Genomic DNA, 21,573 nt, shown 5'->3' with positions numbered 1-21,573 from the left:
AAAAAATAATTTATGAAGAAGATAATTTTATCCACGTTGATTTTAACTGCATTGTACAGCTGTAAAAAAGACGCTAAGACAAACGATGCCCAATCAACAACAGATTCCCTTTCTGTAACCCAAAATACAGATAATAAAGCTGATACATATGTACCGAAAGAACATTCTCCTGAAAACGTCGGCCAGCATTTAGCTAAAAATAACGATACGTTATATGTCACTAATTTTTTTGCTACATGGTGTGGTCCTTGTATGAGAGAGATCCCAAGTTTCAAAAACAAAATGCAGGAGCTGCAAGGTAAACCTGTAAAGTTCACCTTCGTAAATCTTGATGATAAATCCGAGTGGGATACTTCAGTAAAAAACTTTGTCGTAGAAAATAACCTGGGGAAAAATGTTATCCTGTTAGACGGACAAAAAATAGACCCGACCTTCTTTTCCAGTAATTTCAAACAATGGGACGGAGGATCGATTCCTTTTACTTTTATGAGAAAAGGAGACAAAACGGATGAGTATCTGGGAATGATGACTGAAGAAGTGTTGAATTCCAAGATTGATTCTTTTTTAAAGTAATCTATACAGACTTCTTTCCGAATCATGTCAAAAAGGTTTAAAATCCTGTGTCTATTATTAGTTATTGCAATCATTATCGGTGCAGTTATCAATCTGAACACAGGATTTTTAAGTTTAGATATCATAGATTTTTTTCAAAATTCCCCACAGAACCAAATTGCAGAAATCCGGATCAACCGTGTACTGGTTATGCTTCTTGCAGGAATTTCAATTCCTACTTCCGGTTTTTTGATGCAGGAGTATTTTCAAAACCCGCTGGCAGGGCCGGATATCCTGGGAATCACCTCGGTAGCCAGTTTGTCGGTAGCATTTTATATTTTCTTTTCCCATGACATTTTGCTGCCGGAATTTCTTCAAAATAGTTTCTTAAGCCTATCAGCCATTGGAGGAAGCCTTGTCCTCATGCTTATTCTGTTATCAATGTCCAATAAATTCCAGGATAAATCTTACCTGATTATTTTTGGATTTCTGGTATCTGCATTTGCCGGAGCAATTGTTTCGTTACTTCAATTTTATGCTGAAAATCAAAGCCTTAAAAATTATATTCTATGGTCCTTCGGAGCCAATAATATGGTCAACAGAAACCAGATTTATGTCTTGTCAATATTGGTATTCACAGGACTTTTTTTCTGTTTTAAAACCATAAAACCCTTGATTGGAAATTCTCTGGGCACTGCATATGCACAAAGTCTGGGCGTCAATCTGAAACAACTGAAATTATTGATCATTGTCGCAGCTTCTTTACTTTCTGCTTCTATTACAGCATTTTTAGGTCCTATCCTATTTATTGGAATTATCGTGCCTCATTTCTGCAGACTGGTGTACAATCCATCCAAACTATGGCAACAATGGATTCTTAATATGTTTCTGGGAATGCTGATTATGTTGTTTTTCTCAATTATTGCAGAAAAGACGCAGATTCCTTTAAATGTGATCAGTTCTGTTTTTGGAATTCCTGTAATCCTGGGAATGCTTTTGAAACAGAACAGAGTATAATCATTTAGTTGAAACTAAAGGACGTAAAGCTTTTTTAAATAAAATCTTGCTTTTAAGACGCAAGAAAATCAATATGTTCAGCAGATGTAAACCGATCATATGTTGCTACTAATCCGCGAATAAAATTATCTATGCATAAATTCTATGTACCTATCCGGTCGAAAAAAATGAAATCATATAAGGAAATATATTCGTGATTTTGTGGCATTACATTATACTATATTTAATTTGCCATCATTTATAAATTAAAAAACAGAATAAAAATTTTTATTTTGTCAAATTCCATGCGGCTTAAAACTGTATTTTTGTAAAACAATTTGCGCCTTTGCGTTTTAGCGAACATCAGACATGCACTTACAGATCAGACAAGCCCATATCGGTTACAATACAACATTAATTTCTAATGCCACTGCAGATTTAAAGCTAGGTGACGTTTGTTTGTTGATTGGCAACAACGGTGTAGGAAAAACAACTTTGATCAAATCTATTTTACATCAGACTCCATTACTTCAGGGAGAGATCTCAATCAATGGAAAAAATATAAAAAGTCTTTCTGTAAAAGAAGTTGCAGAGAATATTGCTATTGTTTTTTCAAAATCGGTCATTCCACAGCATTATACTGTTGAAGACCTCATTTCTCTGGGAAAATACATCTACTATCCTTTTTATTTTGAATTGAAAAAAGAAGACCGGGAAGAGGTTGCTCATATTATTGAGGAACTTGATCTCAGTCAATACCGGTATACGCTGCTGAAAAATCTTTCGGATGGTAATCTTCAGAAAGCATTTATCGGACGGGCTATTACCCAGAACTCTCCTATTATTATTTTAGATGAGCCCACCACCCATCTTGATGAAAAGAACAAAATCATCATTCTTAAAACACTAAGACGATTAGCCAAAGAGCAAAATAAAATTATTTTATTCTCCTCTCACGACTGGAGACTTGCCAAAGAATTTGCAGACAAAATATGGTACGTAAAAGATAAACAGCTTTATACAGGAATTGTAGAAGACCTCCTTCTTCAGCACGAAGAGCTGACGAATCCTTCATTATTTGAAGTTAATGAAAAATTTATCCCTCCCCATATTTCTGCACCGCCGGTCCATAAAGAAATGTTGTATTCTTTACTTCAGAAAAACTTTCAAAAAGACCTTTCTTCCTTTAATTTTGAATTTAAGGATACCTTTTGGGAGATCACCAACAATTCCGCGGAATACCAATGTGAATCTTTTGAAGAAATCATAATTTTAATCGAAAACATTTAATAATCAACGCTTTTATTTGATTATTTCACATACTATGCATGCATAGTATTATGCTTGTCATATAATTTAATCCGTTTATTATCAATCTATTAACAAAATTTAACGTTAATAAATATTATGCATGCATAATATTTATTAAATTTGGGTAAAACCATTGGCGCAAAAAATGATGGATAATAATAAGGAAAAAATAGAAAACGTAGATTTAATTTTAAAACAGACCTGGCTGGCTGTTTCTAAAATGTACACCGAATTGGCACAAGAGCATGATTCAACAGCTGTACAAGCCCTTACCCTTCTTAAAATTGATCCCAAAGAAGGCACGAGAAGTACCAATCTTGGTCCCAAAATGGCCATAGAACCTACCTCTTTAACAAGAATCATTAAACTTCTGGAAGACAACGGATACATCTATAAGGAGAAAACAACCACTGACAAAAGGGAGGTTATTATCAAACTTACGGATAAAGGACTTAATTCAAGGAATATGTCCAAAGAAGTCGTTGTCAACTTTAATAAGAAAGTCATGGAGAAAATTGCTCCTGAAAAGATGGAAACTTTTAAAGATGTAATGACTGAAATCATGAAAATAGCAAACGAATTACTAAACAACAGGAAATAAATTATTATGGGGCCTTATGGCCACATATAATCTTACAAATAATAAAAATTTACATATGAAAAGAAGAATCAAACATGTAACGGTTCTTGGTTCAGGAATTATGGGTAGCGGTATTGCAGCGCACTTCGCAAACATCGGTGTGGAAGTGTCACTTTTGGATATCGTTCCTTTTGAACTGACGGAAGCTGAACAGAAAAAAGGTTTGACCAAAGAAGATAAGGTAGTAAGAAACAGAATTGCTACGGAAAACTTTGAAAAACTTAAAAAAGCAAGTCCTGCACTTCTTTATTCTCCAAAGTTTGCAGATAGAATCAAGGTGGGTAACTTCGATGATGATTTACAGAAAATAAAAAATACAGACTGGATCATTGAAGTAGTTGTAGAAAGGCTTGACATCAAGAAATCGGTATATGAAAAGATTGAACAGTTCAGAAAACCGGGTACTTTAATTTCTTCTAATACATCCGGAATTCCCATTCATTTATTAACAGAAGGAAGAAGTGAAGATTTTAAAAAATACTTTGCAGGGACTCACTTTTTTAATCCTGTAAGATATCTTCCTCTTTTAGAAATTATCCCTACAAACGATACAGATCCTGAAATCATAGACTTCTATATGAATTATGGAGCTAAATTCTTAGGTAAAACCACCGTTTTGGCAAAAGATACTCCGGCCTTCATTGCCAACAGAATCGGAGTATTCTCTATGATGGATCTTCTTCATAATGTACAAAAATTAGGACTTACGGTTTCTGATGTGGATAAATTAACAGGACCTGTAATCGGACGTCCTAAATCTGCTACGTTCAGAACAGCTGACGTTGTGGGTCTTGATACCTTGGTAATGGTAGCAAATGGAGTTCGCCAAAGTGGTGCTGAAGCTAACGATTTTAATGATGTTTTTGCACTTCCTGATTACATCCAGAAGATGATGGATAATAAATGGCTGGGTTCAAAAAACAGAACAAGGTTTCTATAAAAAGGTTAAAAATGCAGAAGGTAAATCTGAAATTCATGGCTTAAACCTTGATACTTTAGAATACGAACTTCAGGGAAAATCTTCATTCCCTACCCTGGAATTAACAAAAGCTATAGACAAACCAATTGACAGATTCAAAGTTTTGATTGGTGGCAAAGATAAAGCGGGAGAACTATACAGAAAATCACTGGGGGCATTATTCGCTTACGTCTCTCATAAAGTTCCTGAAATCTCTGACGAAGTTTACAAAATTGACGACGCCATGAGAGCCGGATTCGGATGGGAAAACGGACCTTTTGAAATCTGGGATGCCGTAGGAGTTCAGAAAGGTATTGAACTGGCCAAAGATGCCGGCTACGAAGTTTCAGACTGGGTTAAAAATGTAGAAACATTTTATAAAGTTAACGATGAAGGACAAAGCATTTATGTAGATAAAAATTCAGGGCAATACAACAAAATCCCTGGACAGGATGCCTTCATTATCCTTGATAATATCAGAAAAAACAAGACGCTTTGGAGCAACTCCGGCGCCGCTATCGAAGATTTAGGAGACGGAATCATCAATTTTGAAATCCGTTCTAAAATGAACTCTCTTGGTGGCGAAGTTCTTGACGGCCTCAACAGAGCGATCGATTTAGCAGAAAAAGAATATGACGGATTGGTTGTAGGAAATCAAGGTGCCAATTTCTCAGTAGGAGCAAACCTGGCAATGATCCTGATGATGGCTATTGAGCAGGACTGGGATGATTTAAATATGGCAATCGCTTACTTTCAGAAGTCCATGATGAGAGTACGCTACTCTTCTATTCCTGTAGTGGTAGCTCCTCACGGAATGACCTTAGGGGGTGGATGTGAAATGACCATGCACGCAGACCGTGTAGTTGCTGCAGCAGAAACTTATATCGGACTGGTAGAAACCGGAGTCGGCGTCATTCCTGGTGGTGGTGGTACTAAAGAACTTACCCTGAGAACTTCCAGAGAATTCCACAGTGATGATGTTAAAAATAACAGACTTCGTGATGCTTTCATGAATATCGCAATGGGTAAAGTAGCCACTTCTGCCTATGAAGCTTACGATATGGGAATCCTTGAAAAAGGAAAAGATATCGTTTCCGTAAGCAAAAACAGACAGATTGCCGAAGCTAAAAAGGTTGCTAAACTATTGGCAGAACAAGGGTATACCCAACCTATCGAACAAAAAGTAAAAGTTTTAGGTAAAGATGCATTAGGAATGTTCTACGTAGGAACAGATCAAATGCTTACCGGAAACTATATTTCTGCACACGACAAGAAAATTGCAGATAAACTGGCCAACGTAATGGTAGGTGGAAATTTATCTGAACCAACCGTCGTTACAGAACAGTATCTATTGAATCTTGAAAGAGAAACTTTCCTTCAGCTTTGTGGTGAAAGAAAGACATTGGAAAGAATTCAGTATATGTTGCAAAATGGTAAACCGTTGAGAAACTAATGGGGAGCTCCGTAGGAGCGAACTGTTAATAGCTATGAATAGTTTTAAGAAATAAAAGAGCCTCTTAGAGGTGGCCTATTAGTTTTATGGCAAATACCTACACACAAATTTATATCCACATTGTTTTCGCTGTTAAAGGAAGACAAAACTTGATTTCAAAAGAAAAAAGGAAGGAATTACATAAGTTTATTACAGGTGTTGTGTCCAATAGAAATCAAAAATTATTCGCAGTTTTTGCGATGCCTGATCACCTTCATCTTCTTGTGAGTATGGGTCCGACATGTTCGGTATCAGATTTAGTAAGAGATATTAAAGCGGGCTCTTCAAAATTCATCAATGAAAAAGGATGGATGAATAATAAGTTCAACTGGCAGGAAGGATACGGAGCTTTTTCTTATTCCAGAAGTGGTGTTGATTCGGTTGTAAAATATATTTTAAACCAGGAAGAACATCATCAAAAGAAGACGTTTAGAGAAGAATATTTTGATTTCTTGACAAAATTTGAAATTGAATATGATCCAAAATATGTATTTGAATGGATTGAAGATTAACAGGTCGCTCCTAACGGAGCTCCAAAAAAAAGCATTAATAAATATCTGTAAACAGTTTACCTCTACGAGGCAAAAATCTTTCAAAACAAATTAATTAAAAAAAAATGAAAACAGCATACATTGTAAAAGGATTCAGATCAGCAGTAGGAAAAGCGCCAAAAGGGTCCCTACGCTTTACACGTCCTGACGTGATGGCAGCTACCGTTATTGAAAAATTAATGGCTGAGCTTCCTCAATTAGATAAAAACAGAATTGATGACCTTATTGTAGGAAATGCAATGCCTGAAGCAGAGCAAGGGCTGAACGTTGCACGTCTGATCTCTTTAATGGGATTAAATACGGATAAAGTTCCTGGAGTAACGGTCAACAGATATTGTGCATCAGGTAGCGAGGCGATTGCTATCGCTTCAGCAAAAATACAGGCAGGAATGGCTGATTGTATCATTGCCGGAGGTACAGAATCTATGTCATATATTCCGATGGGTGGTTACAAACCTGTCCCGGAAACTGATATTGCTAAAACAAACCCTGATTACTATTGGGGAATGGGCTACACAGCTGAAGAAGTGGCCAAACAATATAATATTACAAGAGAAGAACAGGATCAGTTTGCTTTTGAATCTCACATGAAAGCATTAAAAGCGAATCAGGAAGGAAGATTTGCCAACCAGATTGTTCCTATTCCCGTAGAATATAATTTTCTTGATGAAAATCAGAAAATGCAGACTAAAAAGTTTGACTTCTCTGTAGATGAAGGGCCAAGGGCTGATACTTCTTTGGCCGGTCTTTCCAAACTAAGACCTGTATTTGCCAACGGAGGAAGCGTAACAGCCGGAAACTCTTCTCAGATGAGTGATGGGGCAGCTTTCGTAATGGTAATGAGCGAAGAAATGGTAAAAGAATTAGGTCTTGAACCTGAAGCAAGACTGGTAGCGTATGCTGCTGCAGGTCTTGAACCAAGAATTATGGGTATGGGACCTGTCTATGCTATTCCAAAAGCCCTTAAACAAGCAGGTCTAGAGCTAAAAGATATCGATTTGATAGAGCTAAACGAAGCTTTTGCCTCTCAATCTGTAGCCATTAAAAAAGAATTAGGATTAAATCCTGACATCCTGAATGTAAACGGAGGTGCCATTGCACTCGGACACCCTCTGGGATGTACAGGTACCAAACTAACAGTTCAGTTGCTCGACGAAATGAGAAAACGAGGAAACAAATACGGAATGGTTTCAATGTGCGTTGGAACAGGACAGGGAGCAGCTTCTATTTTTGAACTACTTTAACGACTAAGAGAGCAAAGAATAAAGAGGAAAGACTTATGAAACATAACTTCAAACATCTTAATATCTGGAAACTCTCTATTGAGTTGGCTGATGAAGTTTATGTTGCTACAGATCGTTTTCCAAAAAACGAAGAATTTGGGCTTAAGTCTCAGATTAGAAGATGTACGGTTTCTGTAGCTTCCAATATTGCAGAAGGCTCAAGCAGAAGTTCAAATAAAGATTTTAATCGTTTTTTAGAAATAAGTCTTGGTTCTCTTTATGAATTGCAAACTCAAATTATAATTTCGGCCAACAGAAATTACTTGGAAATTTCTAAAACCGAAGAAATAGAAAATAAAATCATAGAACTGCAGAGAATGATTTCTGGCTTTCAAAAGAATTTAACATTCTAAGTCTTTCATCTTTTCTCTTTGTTCTTTAATCTAAAAAAAAACAAAATAATATATGGCTACACTAAAAGGAGGTGAATTCCTGATTAAGGAAATTCCTGCAAATGAAATTTTCAGCATTGAAGAACTGAATGAGGAGCAAAAAATGCTTCGTGATTCAGCAAAAGAATTTATAGATAGAGAGGTAGTTCCTCAAAGAGAACGTTTTGAAAAGAAAGATTATGCATTTACAGAAGAAACAATGCGTAAACTTGGTGATATGGGAATGCTGGGAATTGCCGTTCCTGAAGAGTACGGAGGCCTTGGAATGGGGTTTGTGACCACAATGCTTGCCTGCGATTATCTTTCCGGGACAACTGGTTCTTTAGCAACAGCATACGGAGCTCACACGGGTATTGGTACCCTTCCTATCGTTTTATACGGAACTGAGGAGCAAAAGAAAAAATATCTTCCGGATCTGGCAACAGGAACAAAGTTTGGAGCTTACTGTTTAACTGAGCCGGATGCAGGTTCTGATGCCAACTCAGGGAAAACAAAAGCAAAACTTTCTGAAGACGGAAAACACTATATCATCAACGGACAGAAAATGTGGATTTCCAATGCTGGATTTGCAGATACATTTACATTATTTGCAAAAATTGATGATGATAAAAACATCACCGGATTTGTAATCAACAGATCTGAACTTGAAAATCCTGAAAGCTTAACATTTGGTGAGGAAGAACATAAATTAGGTATTCGTGCCTCTTCTACCCGTCAGGTATTTTTCAATGATATGAAAATTCCTGTAGAAAATCTTTTAGGAGAAAGAAACAACGGATTCAAAATCGCTTTAAATGCATTGAACGTAGGCCGAATCAAATTGGCTGCGGCATGTTTAGATGCGCAGAGAAGGATTTTAAACCACTCTATCCAGTATTCTAATGAAAGAAAGCAATTCGGGGTTTCTATCTCTACTTTCGGAGCAATCAGAAAGAAAATTGCTGAAATGGCAACCGGTGTTTTCGTAAGTGAAGCAGGTTCTTACAGAGCGGCAAAGAATGTTCAGGATAAAATTGATGAACTGGTAGCTGGCGGAATGGATCATCAGGCTGCGGAGCTAAAAGGTGTTGAAGAATTCGCTGTAGAATGTTCAATCCTTAAAGTTTTTGTATCGGATCTTGCACAGCATACTGCAGACGAAGGTATTCAGGTATACGGAGGTATGGGATTCTCTGAAGACACTCCAATGGAAGCTGCATGGAGAGATTCAAGGATTTCAAGAATCTATGAAGGTACCAACGAGATCAACAGATTATTAGCGGTAGGAATGCTTATTAAAAGAGCAATGAAAGGTGAATTGGATCTTTTATCTCCTGCTATGGCAATCAGTAAGGAATTAATGGGTATTCCTTCATTTGAAGTTCCAGATTACTCAGAATTCATGAGTGAAGAAAAAGCTATTATCGCAAACCTTAAGAAAGTATTTTTAATGGTTTCGGGAGCTGCTCTTCAAAAATATATGATGGATATTGAAAAACAACAACATCTGTTATTAAATGCTTCTGAAATTCTTAACCAGATCTATATGGCAGAATCTGCAGTATTAAGAGCAGAAAAACACTTCTCTCCTGAATCTGTAGAAGCAGCTATGGCTCAGTTAAACCTTTACAAAGCAGTAGAAAAAATCACTGCTGCAGCTAAAGAAGGAATTGTTTCTTTTGCTGAAGGAGATGAGCAGAGAATGATGCTTTCCGGATTAAGAAGATTTACAAAGTATACCAACCATCCAAATGTAGTGGCATTAACTGAAAAAGTGGCGGCTCACTATATTGATAAGGGAGCTTATTAGTCTTTTATAACATAAATTTTATTCAGCGTCTCATTATGAGGCGCTTTTTTTGTACGTTCTATTAATAATATTATGACATTCAACCCATTACACTTATTTAATTATGAATTTTCAATAAAAAACACTATTTTTATTGAAAATTAACATACACATGAGAATTCTATTATGATCCAGACTGATGTTCAGTACTGCATTTAGAAAAATCTAAAACAGCCTTCACAACAAAACTATCTAAATAATCAAAACAACAATCTAAAATTATTATCATGGGAAAATTTATTATTTCAAAAAGAGCCAATGGAGATTTTCAGTTTAATCTAAAAGCCGGAAACGGGCAGGTAATCCTTACCAGCCAGGGCTACAACTCAAAACCATCATGTGAGAACGGAATCACATCGGTAAAAACCAATGCACAGGATGACTCAAAATTTGAAAGGAATACAGCAAAAGACGGAAGATGTTATTTTAATCTGAAGGCCGGAAACGGACAGATTATAGGAACCAGTCAAATGTATGAATCGGATAATGGTATGGAAAACGGTATAGAATCAGTGAAAAACAATGCTCCAAATGCTCCTGTAGAAGAGGAAATTAAATAAACAAAATGAAAAAGGGCTAACGCAAGTTAACCCTTTCTATATTATTATCTGACTTCATAGATTCTGACACCCCCAATATTGATCCTGTCGCAAATCGTACATCGTGAATACACAACTGAGTCGATATATTTTGCTGAAAGCTTCTGAAACATAATCTAATCGTTTGTCCCGAATAGGTAGTAAGAATATTATTCCGTTGCTCATGTACTATTTTCTTAAGAAAAATTAGAATAAACTCCATGAACATATTTTTGTAAAAAAACATCAGGAAAATGCTTTATTTTTTAAGCTGTTTTTTATTTTTGTATTCTATTCGCATAGAAAAAATGACAAAAGAAGAACTGCTAAATAGAGCTATAAAAATCGCCGATAAGGCTCATAAAGGACAAACTGATAAATACCACGCACCTTATATTGCACACGTAATGCGTGTGATGGAGTATGGTAAGACCCTGGACGAAAAAATTGTAGGAGTTTTACATGACGTAGTAGAAGATCATCCCCTGGAATTCAGTTTGGATTACCTCAGAACAGAAGGCTTCCCGGAATACATTATTTTTGCTATCAGCTGCCTGACTAAATTTGATCCGGAAGAAGATTATGATGAGTTCGTTAAAAGAACAGAAAGATCTCCCCTTGCCGTAGCCGTAAAACTTAATGACCTGCGTGATAATATGGATCTCAGAAGGGTCAATAGAGAGCTTACTCCCAAAGACATCAAAAGATTCAATAAATATCTGAAGGCCTATCGTTATCTCATAGAAAAATACTAGTCTGCACCAGGGAAATCATAGGTCTTCACATGATGATCCGTATCGTCTATATTAATGTTTAAAGCAAGATATACAAAATGTAAATTCCGGTTTCCCTTTGCTTCAAATTCACGTTGCCAGAGATATCCGCCCAACACTCCGAAATGTTCATCAATCTGATATCCCAGACCACCATAGACTCTGTTTCTGGCAAAACTTGGTTTCATAGGAGTAACCACGAAAATTTCGTCATAAACGTTGGCAAAAACAGTTCCTTTTTTAATGGTCTTGGCATTCAACGGAACACTTACATTCAAACGGTAGCGGTAACGCATTCTCTGGGAGGTATTGTCTGTTTTCGGCTCATAAAACCAACTCTTTTCAACACGTAACCTGTTTTCAAATTTTACGATGCCTTTCTTCAGATCGATAACATCCTGAAGCCATACTCTAAACTCTTCTTTGCTCAGACTATGATATTTATAGTTCACGTATCTGCCTAACCCGATAAATGGTTTGTGATTTTTGGTAAGATTATACCCTAAACCACCTTTGATCTCATAATAATCGGGGTAAGTGTAATCTTCGTTACCGCGCAGCTGACCTTCAGCATACAGGAAAAACTTGGGATGAAACTTGTAGGTCAGAGTCACTGCATTGAAGCTGGAAATATGTTCCTGAGCTTTAAAAAAGAAATACCAAGTAGTAAACCTAGACCTAAAAGACGTTTCATAAAAAATTTTTGCAAATGTAAATGTTTTAACAATTTGTTAATATTAACTTTTATTCATATCGAATTAACATCTACTTAATATTAATTGTATAAGAAAAGCCAATGTGGAACCACCTTTGCGGCATTTTTACCCCAAATGCTTCCGTATATTTTGTGTTGGTAAGATTATTAACCAATACATACACAGAATAATCCTTTTTACCATAACTCAATTTCTCATCAAGAAGGTGATAGCTTCCCTGACTTACCCTTTCATTGTATCTGTAAACAAGTTCGTTCGTAAAGCCATTGAGAAATTTCGTCTCTAATTTTGAAATAAGCTGATGCCTGAGATTATCCAAAATATATCTTGATACAAATTCATCGGATTTCTGATATTTGCTGTCCAGATAAGTATATCCGATTGTATATCTTAATGCATTGGTTATTGTATAATTCAGTTCAGCTTCTATTCCTTTTGTTTTGATAGCTCCCACATTCCTGGCGTACCAGACTGTACCGCTGGGATCATTTTTAACCCAATCAATAGAATTGTCTGAGTTCCTCAAAAATCCGCTTACCTTTGCCAAAATCTTATTGTTTTGATACTGATATCCCACTTCAGATGAAATGGCGTTTTCAGGAATTAAATCAGGATTTCCCACCTCAGTCGGGCTTACATAATACAGTTCAGTGAATGTTGGAATACGGTGCACTTTGGCAATATTTCCATATACCTTACTATTGACGGTAAAATTATACCCTACATCCAATCCCGGATAAAAGAAATTTCCTTCTTTAGCATAATTGGCCCATGAAATTCCAGGGCTGATATTCAGCTTTTTATCAAACAATGAAAAATGATGTTCGAAGAAAACCTGTGACACAAAACGATTGGGATTTCCCAGATTACTGCTCACCAGAAGTTCTTTTCTCAGCTCCACACCTACTCCGGTAGTCCCTAATGCCCATTGATAGCTGGAATTGACTTCACCACCGACATTATTGCCGATATGCATATTTCTATAGATCTCAGGCTTTTGACGATTAAAAAGATACATATCCTGCCCTCTTCTCCAATAAATATTGGAGTTCAGTTTTAATTTACCAAATGTTTGCTGATGAGCCAGACTTACAATGGAAGCCTGCATTTCCTCGTACTGTTCCGTCGCCTTGCTGGAAGAATAAAATCCATTCGCACCGAACTTCTTTTCCGAAAAACCGGCCTGAAGTCGCAGATCTCCGTTTTTAATATTCATTTTTCCCTGGTAGAATACATTTCTGATTTCATAGTCGGTGTTGTACATGTATCCTTGTGAAGAAGAAGAATTGGCCTGCAGTGAATTTGAAAACTTTTCATTTCCCACCTGAGCATTAACCCCTAACCGGTAGGTTCCGTAATCGCCACCTTCAGCACTGATCTTCACTCTTTTTCCGGGGGTGGGTTTTGTAATGATATTGATAACCCCGGCGTAAGCATTCTGCCCAAACCTTCGGGCTGCAGGGCCTTTGATTATTTCAATTTTTTCGACATCATCAAGATCAACAGGAATATTCATATTGTTATGCCCTGTTTGGGAATCATTCATTCTGATTCCGTTCAGCAATAACAGGACCTGCTCAAAAGAGCTTCCACGGAAAGTAATATCACTCTGTACACCATTCGCCCCTCTCCTCCTGATATCCATACCGGAAACCTGCTGAAGGATTTCATCTATACTTTTGGCCGGGGAGTTTATGATATCATTTCTGCTAATGACACTAATGTTCTGATTGGCACTTTTATATGGCGTTGAAATAAATTTCCCCTGAAATTCAATATTTTCAATATCCGTGATCTTTTCCTGTGCATTTACCCAAAGCAGAGAGCTCAGAAAAAAAAACACTTCCTATCTTTTTGATCATAACTGTTTCCGTCGTTTCTTAAAGGATTCAAAAGTAAGGGAGTTCATCAAGACAGGCAAATGATACTTGTCATAAAAAAAGATGTAACACCAAAATGCTACATCCAGTTCCTGAGGGAGAGAATTTTTATCTTTTTCTCATTAAATGTGTAACTAGATCTCTGAATAATTTTCTCATTTCTATATTACCTATTTATGAATACAATTTTAAATAATTTTTAAACATAAAACAATACCCGAATACAAAAACGTAATAAAAATTATAAAACAGCCTTTAATACAATAAAAATAGAATCAAAAAATCAAATAAATCTAAAAGACGCACTATATGCGACTAATTTTCAACACCTTATTCAGCTTCCGGCTTCTGACTTTACATCTTATTTACGTATATTTTATAAAACAATTAACATATACTTTTTGCTAAAAATTTCGTAATTTTGTGGGTCTTAATTTTACGATAAAAACATTCTTTTTCAGCGACAATCAGGGAGGCTATTCGGTACTGGAGTTCTGCTGTTTCAAGTGAATCTGAGAATGGATATACACGTTCAATGAAGACAGATCCTGATTTTTTTAGGACCAACACCATTACACTGACAGGCTATACACTGTACAGTTACTTTTATGAATAAACAAAATATGGCTAGTACTACAGAAATAGATATAAAGAAACAGATTTTCGTTAAGAATGCACACCTTAACAATCTGAAGCACATAGACGTCCTGATCCCTAAAAACAAACTGATTGTTATTACCGGAGTTTCAGGAAGCGGCAAATCATCCCTGGCCTTTGATACCATTTATGCAGAAGGCCAGCGACGATATGTAGAGAGCTTAAGTTCCTACGCACGTCAGTTTTTAGGCAAATTAGAGAAACCTAAAGTTGACGATATCAAAGGACTGGCACCTTCTATTGCAATCCAGCAAAAAGTAATTTCGTCCAATCCGCGGTCCACTGTAGGAACTTCTACAGAGATCTATGATTATATGAAGCTCTTATTTGCCCGTATCGGAAAAACATTTTCTCCCGTTTCGGGGGAAGAAGTAAAAAAAGACTCCGTTTCTGACGTTGTAGACTTTATTAAAGCTTCTAAAAAGGACACTTCCTTTCTTCTTACGGCACCTCTGGAATATGATGCAGACAATTTTAAGGAAACATTGAATATTTTAAAACTTGCCGGTTTTACAAGGCTTGAAATCAATGGAAATGTCGCAGGCATTGAGGATCTGGAAAGTTTCGGATTTACTCCCGAAAAAGGAATGGTGATCAATCTGGTAATAGACCGTTTCGCCTATGAAGAAGATGAAAGCTTTCTGCAACGATTGGCAGACTCCATTCAAATGGCATTCTATGAGGGCCGTGGTTATTGTACCTTAAAGAATACACATACCGGAAAAGTAAAGGAGTTTTCAAACAAGTTTGAACTTGACGGTATGGAATTCCTTGAGCCTAACGTTCACTTTTTCAGCTTCAACAATCCCTATGGGGCGTGCCCGGCATGTGAAGGCTACGGAAAAGTAATCGGAATTGATGAAGATCTTGTAGTTCCTAACAAAACCTTGTCAGTATATGAAGATGCAGTAGTCTCATGGAGAGGAGAAACGATGAGCGAATGGAAAAAGATTTCATTAAAAAGGCAGGTGACTTCCCTATTCACAAACCTTATCATCAATTAACAAAAGAACAGAAAAATTTCCTCTGGAAAGGTGACGGGAAAACCAGTTTCCCGTCCATTAATAATTTCTTCAAAATGCTTGAAGAAAATTTATACAAAATCCAGTACCGTGTCATGCTTTCCCGATACAGAGGGAAAACTCTTTGTCCTACATGCGAAGGATTGAGATTACGCGAGGAAACAAGCTGGGTAAAGGTTGACGGTCACAATATACAGTCGATGATAGAACTTCCTCTGGATGAACTGGCTCCCTTAATCAACGGATTAAAGCTGTCTGATCATGATAAAGAAGTTGCTAAGAGATTATTGTATGAAATTACTACCCGTCTTGAATTTTTATTAAAAGTCGGGTTAGGATATTTAACATTAAACAGAACTTCCAACACCTTGTCAGGAGGTGAAAGCCAGAGAATTAATCTGGCCACAAGTTTGGGAAGTTCCCTGGTGGGTTCCATTTATATTCTGGATGAACCTTCTATCGGGCTTCATTCAAAAGACACTGAAAACCTGATCGAAGTACTGAAGAACCTTCGTGATCTCGGAAATACGGTAATTGTTGTAGAGCACGACGAAGACGTCATGAGAGCAGCAGATTATATCATCGATATTGGTCCTGAAGCGGGTTATCTTGGTGGTGAATTGGTATTTGCGGGAGACTATAAAGACCTTAAAAAAGCCGATACCCTCACCTCAGAATATCTGACCGGAAGGCTGGAAATAAAAGTACCTGAAAAGCGCAGAAAAGCAAAAGAATGGATTCATATCAAAGGAGCCCGTCAGAATAACCTTAAAAATATTGATGTAGATATTCCTTTGGAAAACCTTGTGGTGATCTCCGGGGTTTCCGGAAGCGGAAAATCGACGTTGATGAAAGAGATTTTAACCAATGACATCCAAATTCAGCTGGGAATGGGCGGTAAAAAAGGCGATTATGATTCTGTGGAATTTCCAAAAAAACTGATCAAAAACATTGAATTGATCGACCAGAATCCTATCGGGAAATCTTCACGTTCCAATCCCGTTACTTACCTTAAAGCTTATGATGACATCCGTGATCTTTTTGCCAAACAGAAAGTTGCCAAAATGATGGGATATAAACCTAAACATTTCTCTTTCAATGTTGATGGCGGAAGATGTGACGAGTGTAAAGGTGAAGGCGTAATCAATGTTTCCATGCAGTTTATGGCAGATATCGAGCTGGAATGCGAGGTATGTAAAGGAACAAGATTCAAAAGTGAAATCCTGGAGGTAAAATTTGACGAAAAAAGTATCTCTGACATCCTTCACATGACCGTAGATGAAGCATTAGCCTTCTTTAAAGATAATAATGAAGAGAAAATCGTAACCAAGCTGAAACCTTTACAGGAAGTTGGTCTAGGTTATTTACAGTTGGGACAAAGCTCTTCTACTCTTTCCGGTGGTGAAGCACAACGTGTAAAACTGGCTTCATTCCTTGTGAAGGGCGTTACTACGGATAAAACTTTATTTGTCTTTGATGAGCCTTCTACCGGGCTTCATTTCCATGATATTCAGAAATTACTGAAGTCTCTTCAGGCTCTGATAGATCTGGGACACTCGGTGATTGTTATTGAGCACCAGCCCGATATTATCAAATGTGCAGATTACATTGTTGATATAGGTCCTGAAGCCGGAAAACACGGTGGAGAGGTAGTCTTTGCAGGAACACCTGAGGATCTTACAAAAAATAAAAAGTCCTATACTGCAAAATATATTAAGGAAAAGCTTGAAAATTAAATATAAACAGAGAGCCATTGTGCTCTCTGTTTTTTACTACTATCATACTCTTTTTAATCTGGTATAAAGATTTACACATTATACAGGAAAGGACTTTTTCTTATATAAGCTGTATCTTCAATCTGTGAGATCAAAAACTCGGCGAGATCCGCTGCACTGATCTTTTCACCCTTACAGTCCGTAAGATTGGCCTCTATGGCGAAACGTTTGTATGTCAGGTCGATTAAGGGCAATCGTACCAAAGTCCAGTCCACGTTACCTTTTGCAAGAAGATGATACTCTTTCTGTTTATCCGCAGTTGTTTCAGGATAATTCTGGTACATCCATTCTGTCGCCGTTTTTACATGTATGTTTTTACAATCATCTTCAGTATTTACACTTAAACCTGTGGTTACGATGTATCTTTTAATACCCAGCTCATTCATAGATACAATAATATTTCCAGTAGCATCACTGAAAATCGATTTCTCTCCTTTCGGCTGTCCCAATGTACTGATGATTACCTCACAGCCTTTAATCAGTGAACAGATCGATTCTTTGTCCCTCGCGTCACCTTTTACTACTTCAATCGACGGATGCTGCATTTTGAAATGTTCAGGATGCCTTAATAAAAGCCTGATTGGATATCCTTTTTCAAGAAGATGCTGTACGAGATAGTTTCCGGATTTTCCGGTTCCGCCAACAACGGCGATTGTATATTTTTTCATAATGATCTTATTTTACAATTGATGGTAAAATGCACAAACCGTACATTTTCTATTTTAAGTTTTGATAATAAATCAAGAGTAACAGGGTTCAGGATATCTGAACCTTTGGTCTCAGGCCAGAAAACAGCCTGATAAAGGGATCGTATTTAAAATGAGATTTTAATGAAATAAAGGTAGTAAATTTTGTAAAACAGAAAAAAAATTACGATATAAATAATTGGTTCTTTTTAAGTTAAATTATTTTCCGGTTATTTATTATTTCAAAGAAAATTCAGAATTTTGTCATAAACCGATATCTTTATGAAATTCAAAACAACTCTATTTTTCTTAACGACGCTCCCATTCGTCATTGCCTGTTCAGTAAAGACAAAAGCAGTTTCTTCTGAAGATTATCCGGTAAAGCTGGACACTTTAACATTCTTCGATCAGAATAGAAACAGAAAAATTCCCCTTGCCGTTTATCAGCCACTCACTAAGCAGATAATCCCGAATCGGCAGGTGGTTATTTTTAATCATGGCTATGGTATGAATAAAGGCGGAGACTATTTTATGTATTCTTATCTGACGGAAAAACTGGCATCAAAAGGCTTTTACACGGTAAGCATCCAGCATGAGCTGTCTACAGACAAACTTATACCAATGGAAGGGAACATTCAGATCGTAAGGCGACCTTTCTGGCAAAACGGCTCCGATAATATACTGTTTGTGTTACATGAATTAAAAAAAACAAAACCGGAGCTTGATTACAAACATCTTACCATCATAGGACATTCCAACGGCGGTGACATGGCGGCATTGTTTGGAAATCAACATCCTAACCTGGTGTCTAAAATCATTACAATGGATAATCGCCGGATGTTTCTCCCAAGAACAAGCGTTCCAAAAATTTATTCCTTACGTTCAAACGATTATCCCGCAGATAATGGAGTTTTGCCAACATCAGAAGAACAGGAAAAATACCATATGACGATACAGCCCACTGCAATCAATCACGGTCATATGGATAACAAAGGAAGCCAGGACGAGAAAAAGACACTCAGTGATTTTGTATTGAAATACCTTGAGGAACACTAATTTTCATCGTATTTTTGATATAATCAATGTGTACAACGCTACGCCCTGAGATTGCTACGATACTCACAATCCGGACTTATCCACAAAAAAATGTGGATAACTTGTGAATTTTAACATTAAATTCATATTTCGTATTAAAAATATCACTACATTTACTATGTAATAATAATCGAAGTGGAAACTTTATTTGCTTTTCTTACTACTATTGAAATTGCAATTAAATTTGAAATAAAAATTTAAGCACAGCATTGTCGGCTGTGCTTTTTATTGTTGTCTAATTAAAAAAATGAGATGTTTTATCTACTGAATCTGCTCCTAAAGAGCAGATTCTTTTATTTTATATCACCTTATCATAATAGTTTTCTTAAACTTCTTGTTCTTAAAAAGAGCATTCAACAAAAATTATATGTACATTTATTTGATAAAGGCCTCATAGTTCAATGGATAGAATACGAGTTTCCTAAACTTTAGATCCAGGTTCGATTCCTGGTGGGGCTACTTGTTGGGACAAATCTAAAAAAGAAAGATTTGTCCCTTTTTTATTTCCTCGAATTTCCCTTTCTTTAGAGTATATAAGCTGAACTGCCGAATTTATCCTAGGTGTTCGATGCTTTTCTCCGTCAAACACAAGCTTTTCAGGGAACATCGAACTAATAATCTGCCTTTTTTGCTCCATATCACCTTCTACGTAGTATTTGTAAAGATTTATGATCTTTGCAAGCTCACTTTTTAATAACCTACTAATTTCAGTATTTTGATCTGATAAATGGCTAAGATCAAATTCCAATCTTTCAATTTTAGCGTAGGTGTCTTTTTTTATAAAGTTGTAATCATCATCATCCAAAGTGCCGTCAACTTTTTGAATCAAGGCTTTTTGCAAACGTGCATTTAAATCTTCGACCTGTTTCAGCATCTGTTTTCTTTCAATATTCTCTTTCTTAGTCTTTGATTGGAAATCTTCTAATACTGTTTCGATAAAGACCTCTGACATCCCCGGTCTTGGAAGAAGTTCCGATAACTGTCGTTCAAAAGCTGCATTAACCTCAGGCGCCCGAAACCTTACACCGCACTGAGAAGAACAGTGGTAATAATAGTAATACCTTCCCAGTTTTCCTTTTGAAGCACTTCCCGTTAACATCCGTTCGCATTTTGGACATTTTAAAAATCCCCTTAGTGGAAGATTATCCATCGAAACGATTTTCGGTTTGGTGAAATCACGCTTTCTACCATCTAACACATCCTGAACTTCTCGAAATTTCAGTTCACTGATAATAGGTTCATGAAGCCCCTTCACAAAATACGCTTCTTCATCCTTGAAGGCAGGAATAAAGATTTTACCACAATAAATGGGATTTCGGATTGCCGTCCAAAAATTATTCTTACTGAATCGGGACATTCCCTTAGCCTTTTCCCTGACCATTTTCCAGATCTGATTCGTATTGAAGCTATTCTCCAATATTTTATCAAAAGCCCATATAAGGATTTCTGCCTCAACTTCTTTAATTGCAATATACTTTTTATGGTCTTCGGTAATTTTATTCACATAGCCTAAAGGGGCCGTACCCATCCAACGCCCTTCTTTCCGTGCCCTACGCATTCCGTAAAACACATTTAAAGCTCTTCTTTCATTCTCCACTTCAGGAATGGTCAGATAATGCGAAAGCATAATTTTGGATTCGGGAATGGACATGTCAAGAGGCTGTTCTATTGCTTGAGGTTCAGATCTCAGTGATCGTAATATGTCAATAGTTTGATATGCTTGTGATGTATTACGACTGAACCTATCCCATTTGGTAAATAAAAGCAGGGTTACATTTTTAATATTTTTCTGTTTACGCAGGGCGGTAATTAATTTCTTCCATTCTGGTCGGTTGAAAGTTTTTGCTGAATAATCTTCGATATAAACATTTCTCACTGAGATTTCTTTCAGCTCACAGTATCTTCTCAGCCTATCTTCCTGATCCCTTAAAGAATATCCTTTATCTGCCTGCTCATCTGTTGACACACGTATGTATAAGTCTGCAATCTTTCCCATAATAAAAGTGTTTAGTGAATATTAAGCGTCAGTCTTTCTTAACTGAAAGATACTGATTCACTGCGACATATGCAACTTTTCGCATAAATTGAAGTATAATTCCAGCTTCTTCAACAGAGACTTTTGTGCCATGCTTTTCAAGTATGCTGACTACCCTTTCAGGAGTCAATTTCTTTGAAGACTTGCTTTCATTGTCTTCAAAATAATTTCCTGCTTCCATTGCAATATTATTTTAATACAATCCACAAGCTTGTGATTTGTGAACTGCCACAATAAAAATATATAATGATTATATGCGGTGTTTTCACAATGCACTTTGTGGCTTCTGTTGTCCTACATTTTCCACATTGAACTATTTAAAGACTAAATATCAGCTCTATGCAAACCCAGAT

The 21,573-nt window shown here is 36.6% G+C and carries 15 protein-coding genes, 1 tRNA gene and 3 pseudogenes; 14 read left to right on the top strand and 5 right to left on the bottom strand.

What is annotated here, in order from left to right; all coding sequences use genetic code 11:
• Positions 1–12: 12 nt before the first annotated feature.
• The 11 genes and pseudogenes from H3Z85_18125 to H3Z85_18075 all read left to right on the top strand — a co-directional run bounded on the left by H3Z85_18125 (position 13) and on the right by H3Z85_18075 (position 11,336).
• Complete coding sequence (locus H3Z85_18125; GenBank protein QPQ51220.1) at positions 13–573, top strand: TlpA family protein disulfide reductase; 561 nt, start codon at positions 13–15, stop codon at positions 571–573.
• 24 nt (positions 574–597) lie between these two features.
• Entirely contained in the window at positions 598–1,569 is a 972-nt protein-coding gene (locus tag H3Z85_18120; GenBank protein ID QPQ51219.1) for an iron ABC transporter permease, read from the top strand.
• Positions 1,570–1,917: 348 nt separating this feature from the next.
• Positions 1,918–2,838 carry an ABC transporter ATP-binding protein gene (locus H3Z85_18115; GenBank protein ID QPQ51218.1) on the top strand — a complete coding sequence of 307 codons (921 nt, stop codon included), beginning with the start codon at positions 1,918–1,920 and terminating at the stop codon, positions 2,836–2,838.
• Between the two features lie 169 nt (positions 2,839–3,007).
• Positions 3,008–3,460, top strand: coding sequence for a MarR family transcriptional regulator (locus H3Z85_18110; GenBank protein ID QPQ53941.1), 453 nt, complete (start codon positions 3,008–3,010; stop codon positions 3,458–3,460).
• 55 nt (positions 3,461–3,515) lie between these two features.
• A pseudogene (locus H3Z85_18105) lies at positions 3,516–5,910 on the top strand (3-hydroxyacyl-CoA dehydrogenase/enoyl-CoA hydratase family protein).
• 86 nt (positions 5,911–5,996) lie between these two features.
• The gene (gene tnpA, locus H3Z85_18100) at positions 5,997–6,461 is read left to right on the top strand and encodes an IS200/IS605 family transposase (protein ID QPQ51217.1); all 465 of its coding nucleotides are present in this window, start codon (positions 5,997–5,999) and stop codon (positions 6,459–6,461) included.
• Positions 6,462–6,565: 104 nt separating this feature from the next.
• A complete protein-coding gene (locus H3Z85_18095) occupies positions 6,566–7,744 on the top strand; it encodes an acetyl-CoA C-acyltransferase (GenBank protein ID QPQ51216.1) in 1,179 nt (392 codons plus the stop codon).
• 35 nt (positions 7,745–7,779) lie between these two features.
• Positions 7,780–8,136: a four helix bundle protein gene (locus H3Z85_18090; GenBank protein ID QPQ51215.1), complete on the top strand. Its 357-nt coding sequence runs from the start codon at positions 7,780–7,782 to the stop codon at positions 8,134–8,136.
• Positions 8,137–8,188: 52 nt separating this feature from the next.
• Positions 8,189–9,964, top strand: a complete 1,776-nt coding sequence (locus tag H3Z85_18085) for an acyl-CoA dehydrogenase family protein (GenBank protein ID QPQ51214.1) — start codon at positions 8,189–8,191, stop codon at positions 9,962–9,964.
• A 266-nt stretch (positions 9,965–10,230) separates the two neighbouring features.
• Complete coding sequence (locus H3Z85_18080) at positions 10,231–10,563, top strand: YegP family protein (GenBank protein QPQ51213.1); 333 nt, start codon at positions 10,231–10,233, stop codon at positions 10,561–10,563.
• Between the two features lie 326 nt (positions 10,564–10,889).
• Positions 10,890–11,336 carry a phosphohydrolase gene (locus H3Z85_18075; protein ID QPQ51212.1) on the top strand — a complete coding sequence of 149 codons (447 nt, stop codon included), beginning with the start codon at positions 10,890–10,892 and terminating at the stop codon, positions 11,334–11,336.
• Here the strand turns inward: H3Z85_18075 and H3Z85_18070 are convergent.
• On the bottom strand, positions 11,333–12,055 hold the full coding sequence (locus tag H3Z85_18070) for a DUF2490 domain-containing protein (protein QPQ53940.1): 723 nt from the start codon (positions 12,053–12,055) through the stop codon (positions 11,333–11,335). The two genes, H3Z85_18075 and H3Z85_18070, sit on opposite strands and share 4 nt — an antisense overlap.
• 64 nt (positions 12,056–12,119) lie before the next feature.
• Positions 12,120–13,932: pseudogene (locus H3Z85_18065) on the bottom strand (TonB-dependent receptor).
• 641 nt (positions 13,933–14,573) lie between these two features.
• On the opposite strand from H3Z85_18065, the pseudogene uvrA reads away from it, so the two are divergent.
• Positions 14,574–17,365: pseudogene (gene uvrA / locus H3Z85_18060) on the top strand (excinuclease ABC subunit UvrA).
• Positions 17,366–17,436: 71 nt separating this feature from the next.
• Here the strand turns inward: uvrA and H3Z85_18055 are convergent.
• Positions 17,437–18,072, bottom strand: coding sequence for an NAD(P)H-binding protein (locus tag H3Z85_18055; protein ID QPQ51211.1), 636 nt, complete (start codon positions 18,070–18,072; stop codon positions 17,437–17,439).
• A 300-nt stretch (positions 18,073–18,372) separates the two neighbouring features.
• Here H3Z85_18055 and H3Z85_18050 point away from each other — a divergent pair, with 300 nt between their 5' ends.
• Together H3Z85_18050 and H3Z85_18045 are read left to right on the top strand one after the other, a co-directional pair.
• Complete coding sequence (locus H3Z85_18050; protein QPQ51210.1) at positions 18,373–19,146, top strand: alpha/beta hydrolase; 774 nt, start codon at positions 18,373–18,375, stop codon at positions 19,144–19,146.
• 426 nt (positions 19,147–19,572) lie between these two features.
• Positions 19,573–19,644, top strand: a tRNA-Arg gene (locus H3Z85_18045).
• Here the strand turns inward: H3Z85_18045 and H3Z85_18040 are convergent.
• Both H3Z85_18040 and H3Z85_18035 read right to left on the bottom strand, forming a co-directional pair.
• Entirely contained in the window at positions 19,607–21,181 is a 1,575-nt protein-coding gene (locus H3Z85_18040) for a recombinase family protein (GenBank protein ID QPQ53939.1), read from the bottom strand. The genes H3Z85_18045 and H3Z85_18040 overlap by 38 nt on opposite strands.
• 28 nt (positions 21,182–21,209) lie before the next feature.
• Positions 21,210–21,401 (bottom strand): hypothetical protein, encoded by a 192-nt coding sequence (locus H3Z85_18035; protein ID QPQ51209.1) that lies wholly within the window; start codon positions 21,399–21,401, stop codon positions 21,210–21,212.
• Between the last annotated feature and the right edge of the window lie 172 nt (positions 21,402–21,573).

The sequence above is a fragment of the Chryseobacterium indologenes genome (assembly GCA_016025055.1).
GTDB lineage: Bacteria > Bacteroidota > Bacteroidia > Flavobacteriales > Weeksellaceae > Chryseobacterium > Chryseobacterium indologenes.
Note: the sequence above shows the minus strand (reverse complement) of the source record. Positions and strands in the feature narration are given on the sequence as shown.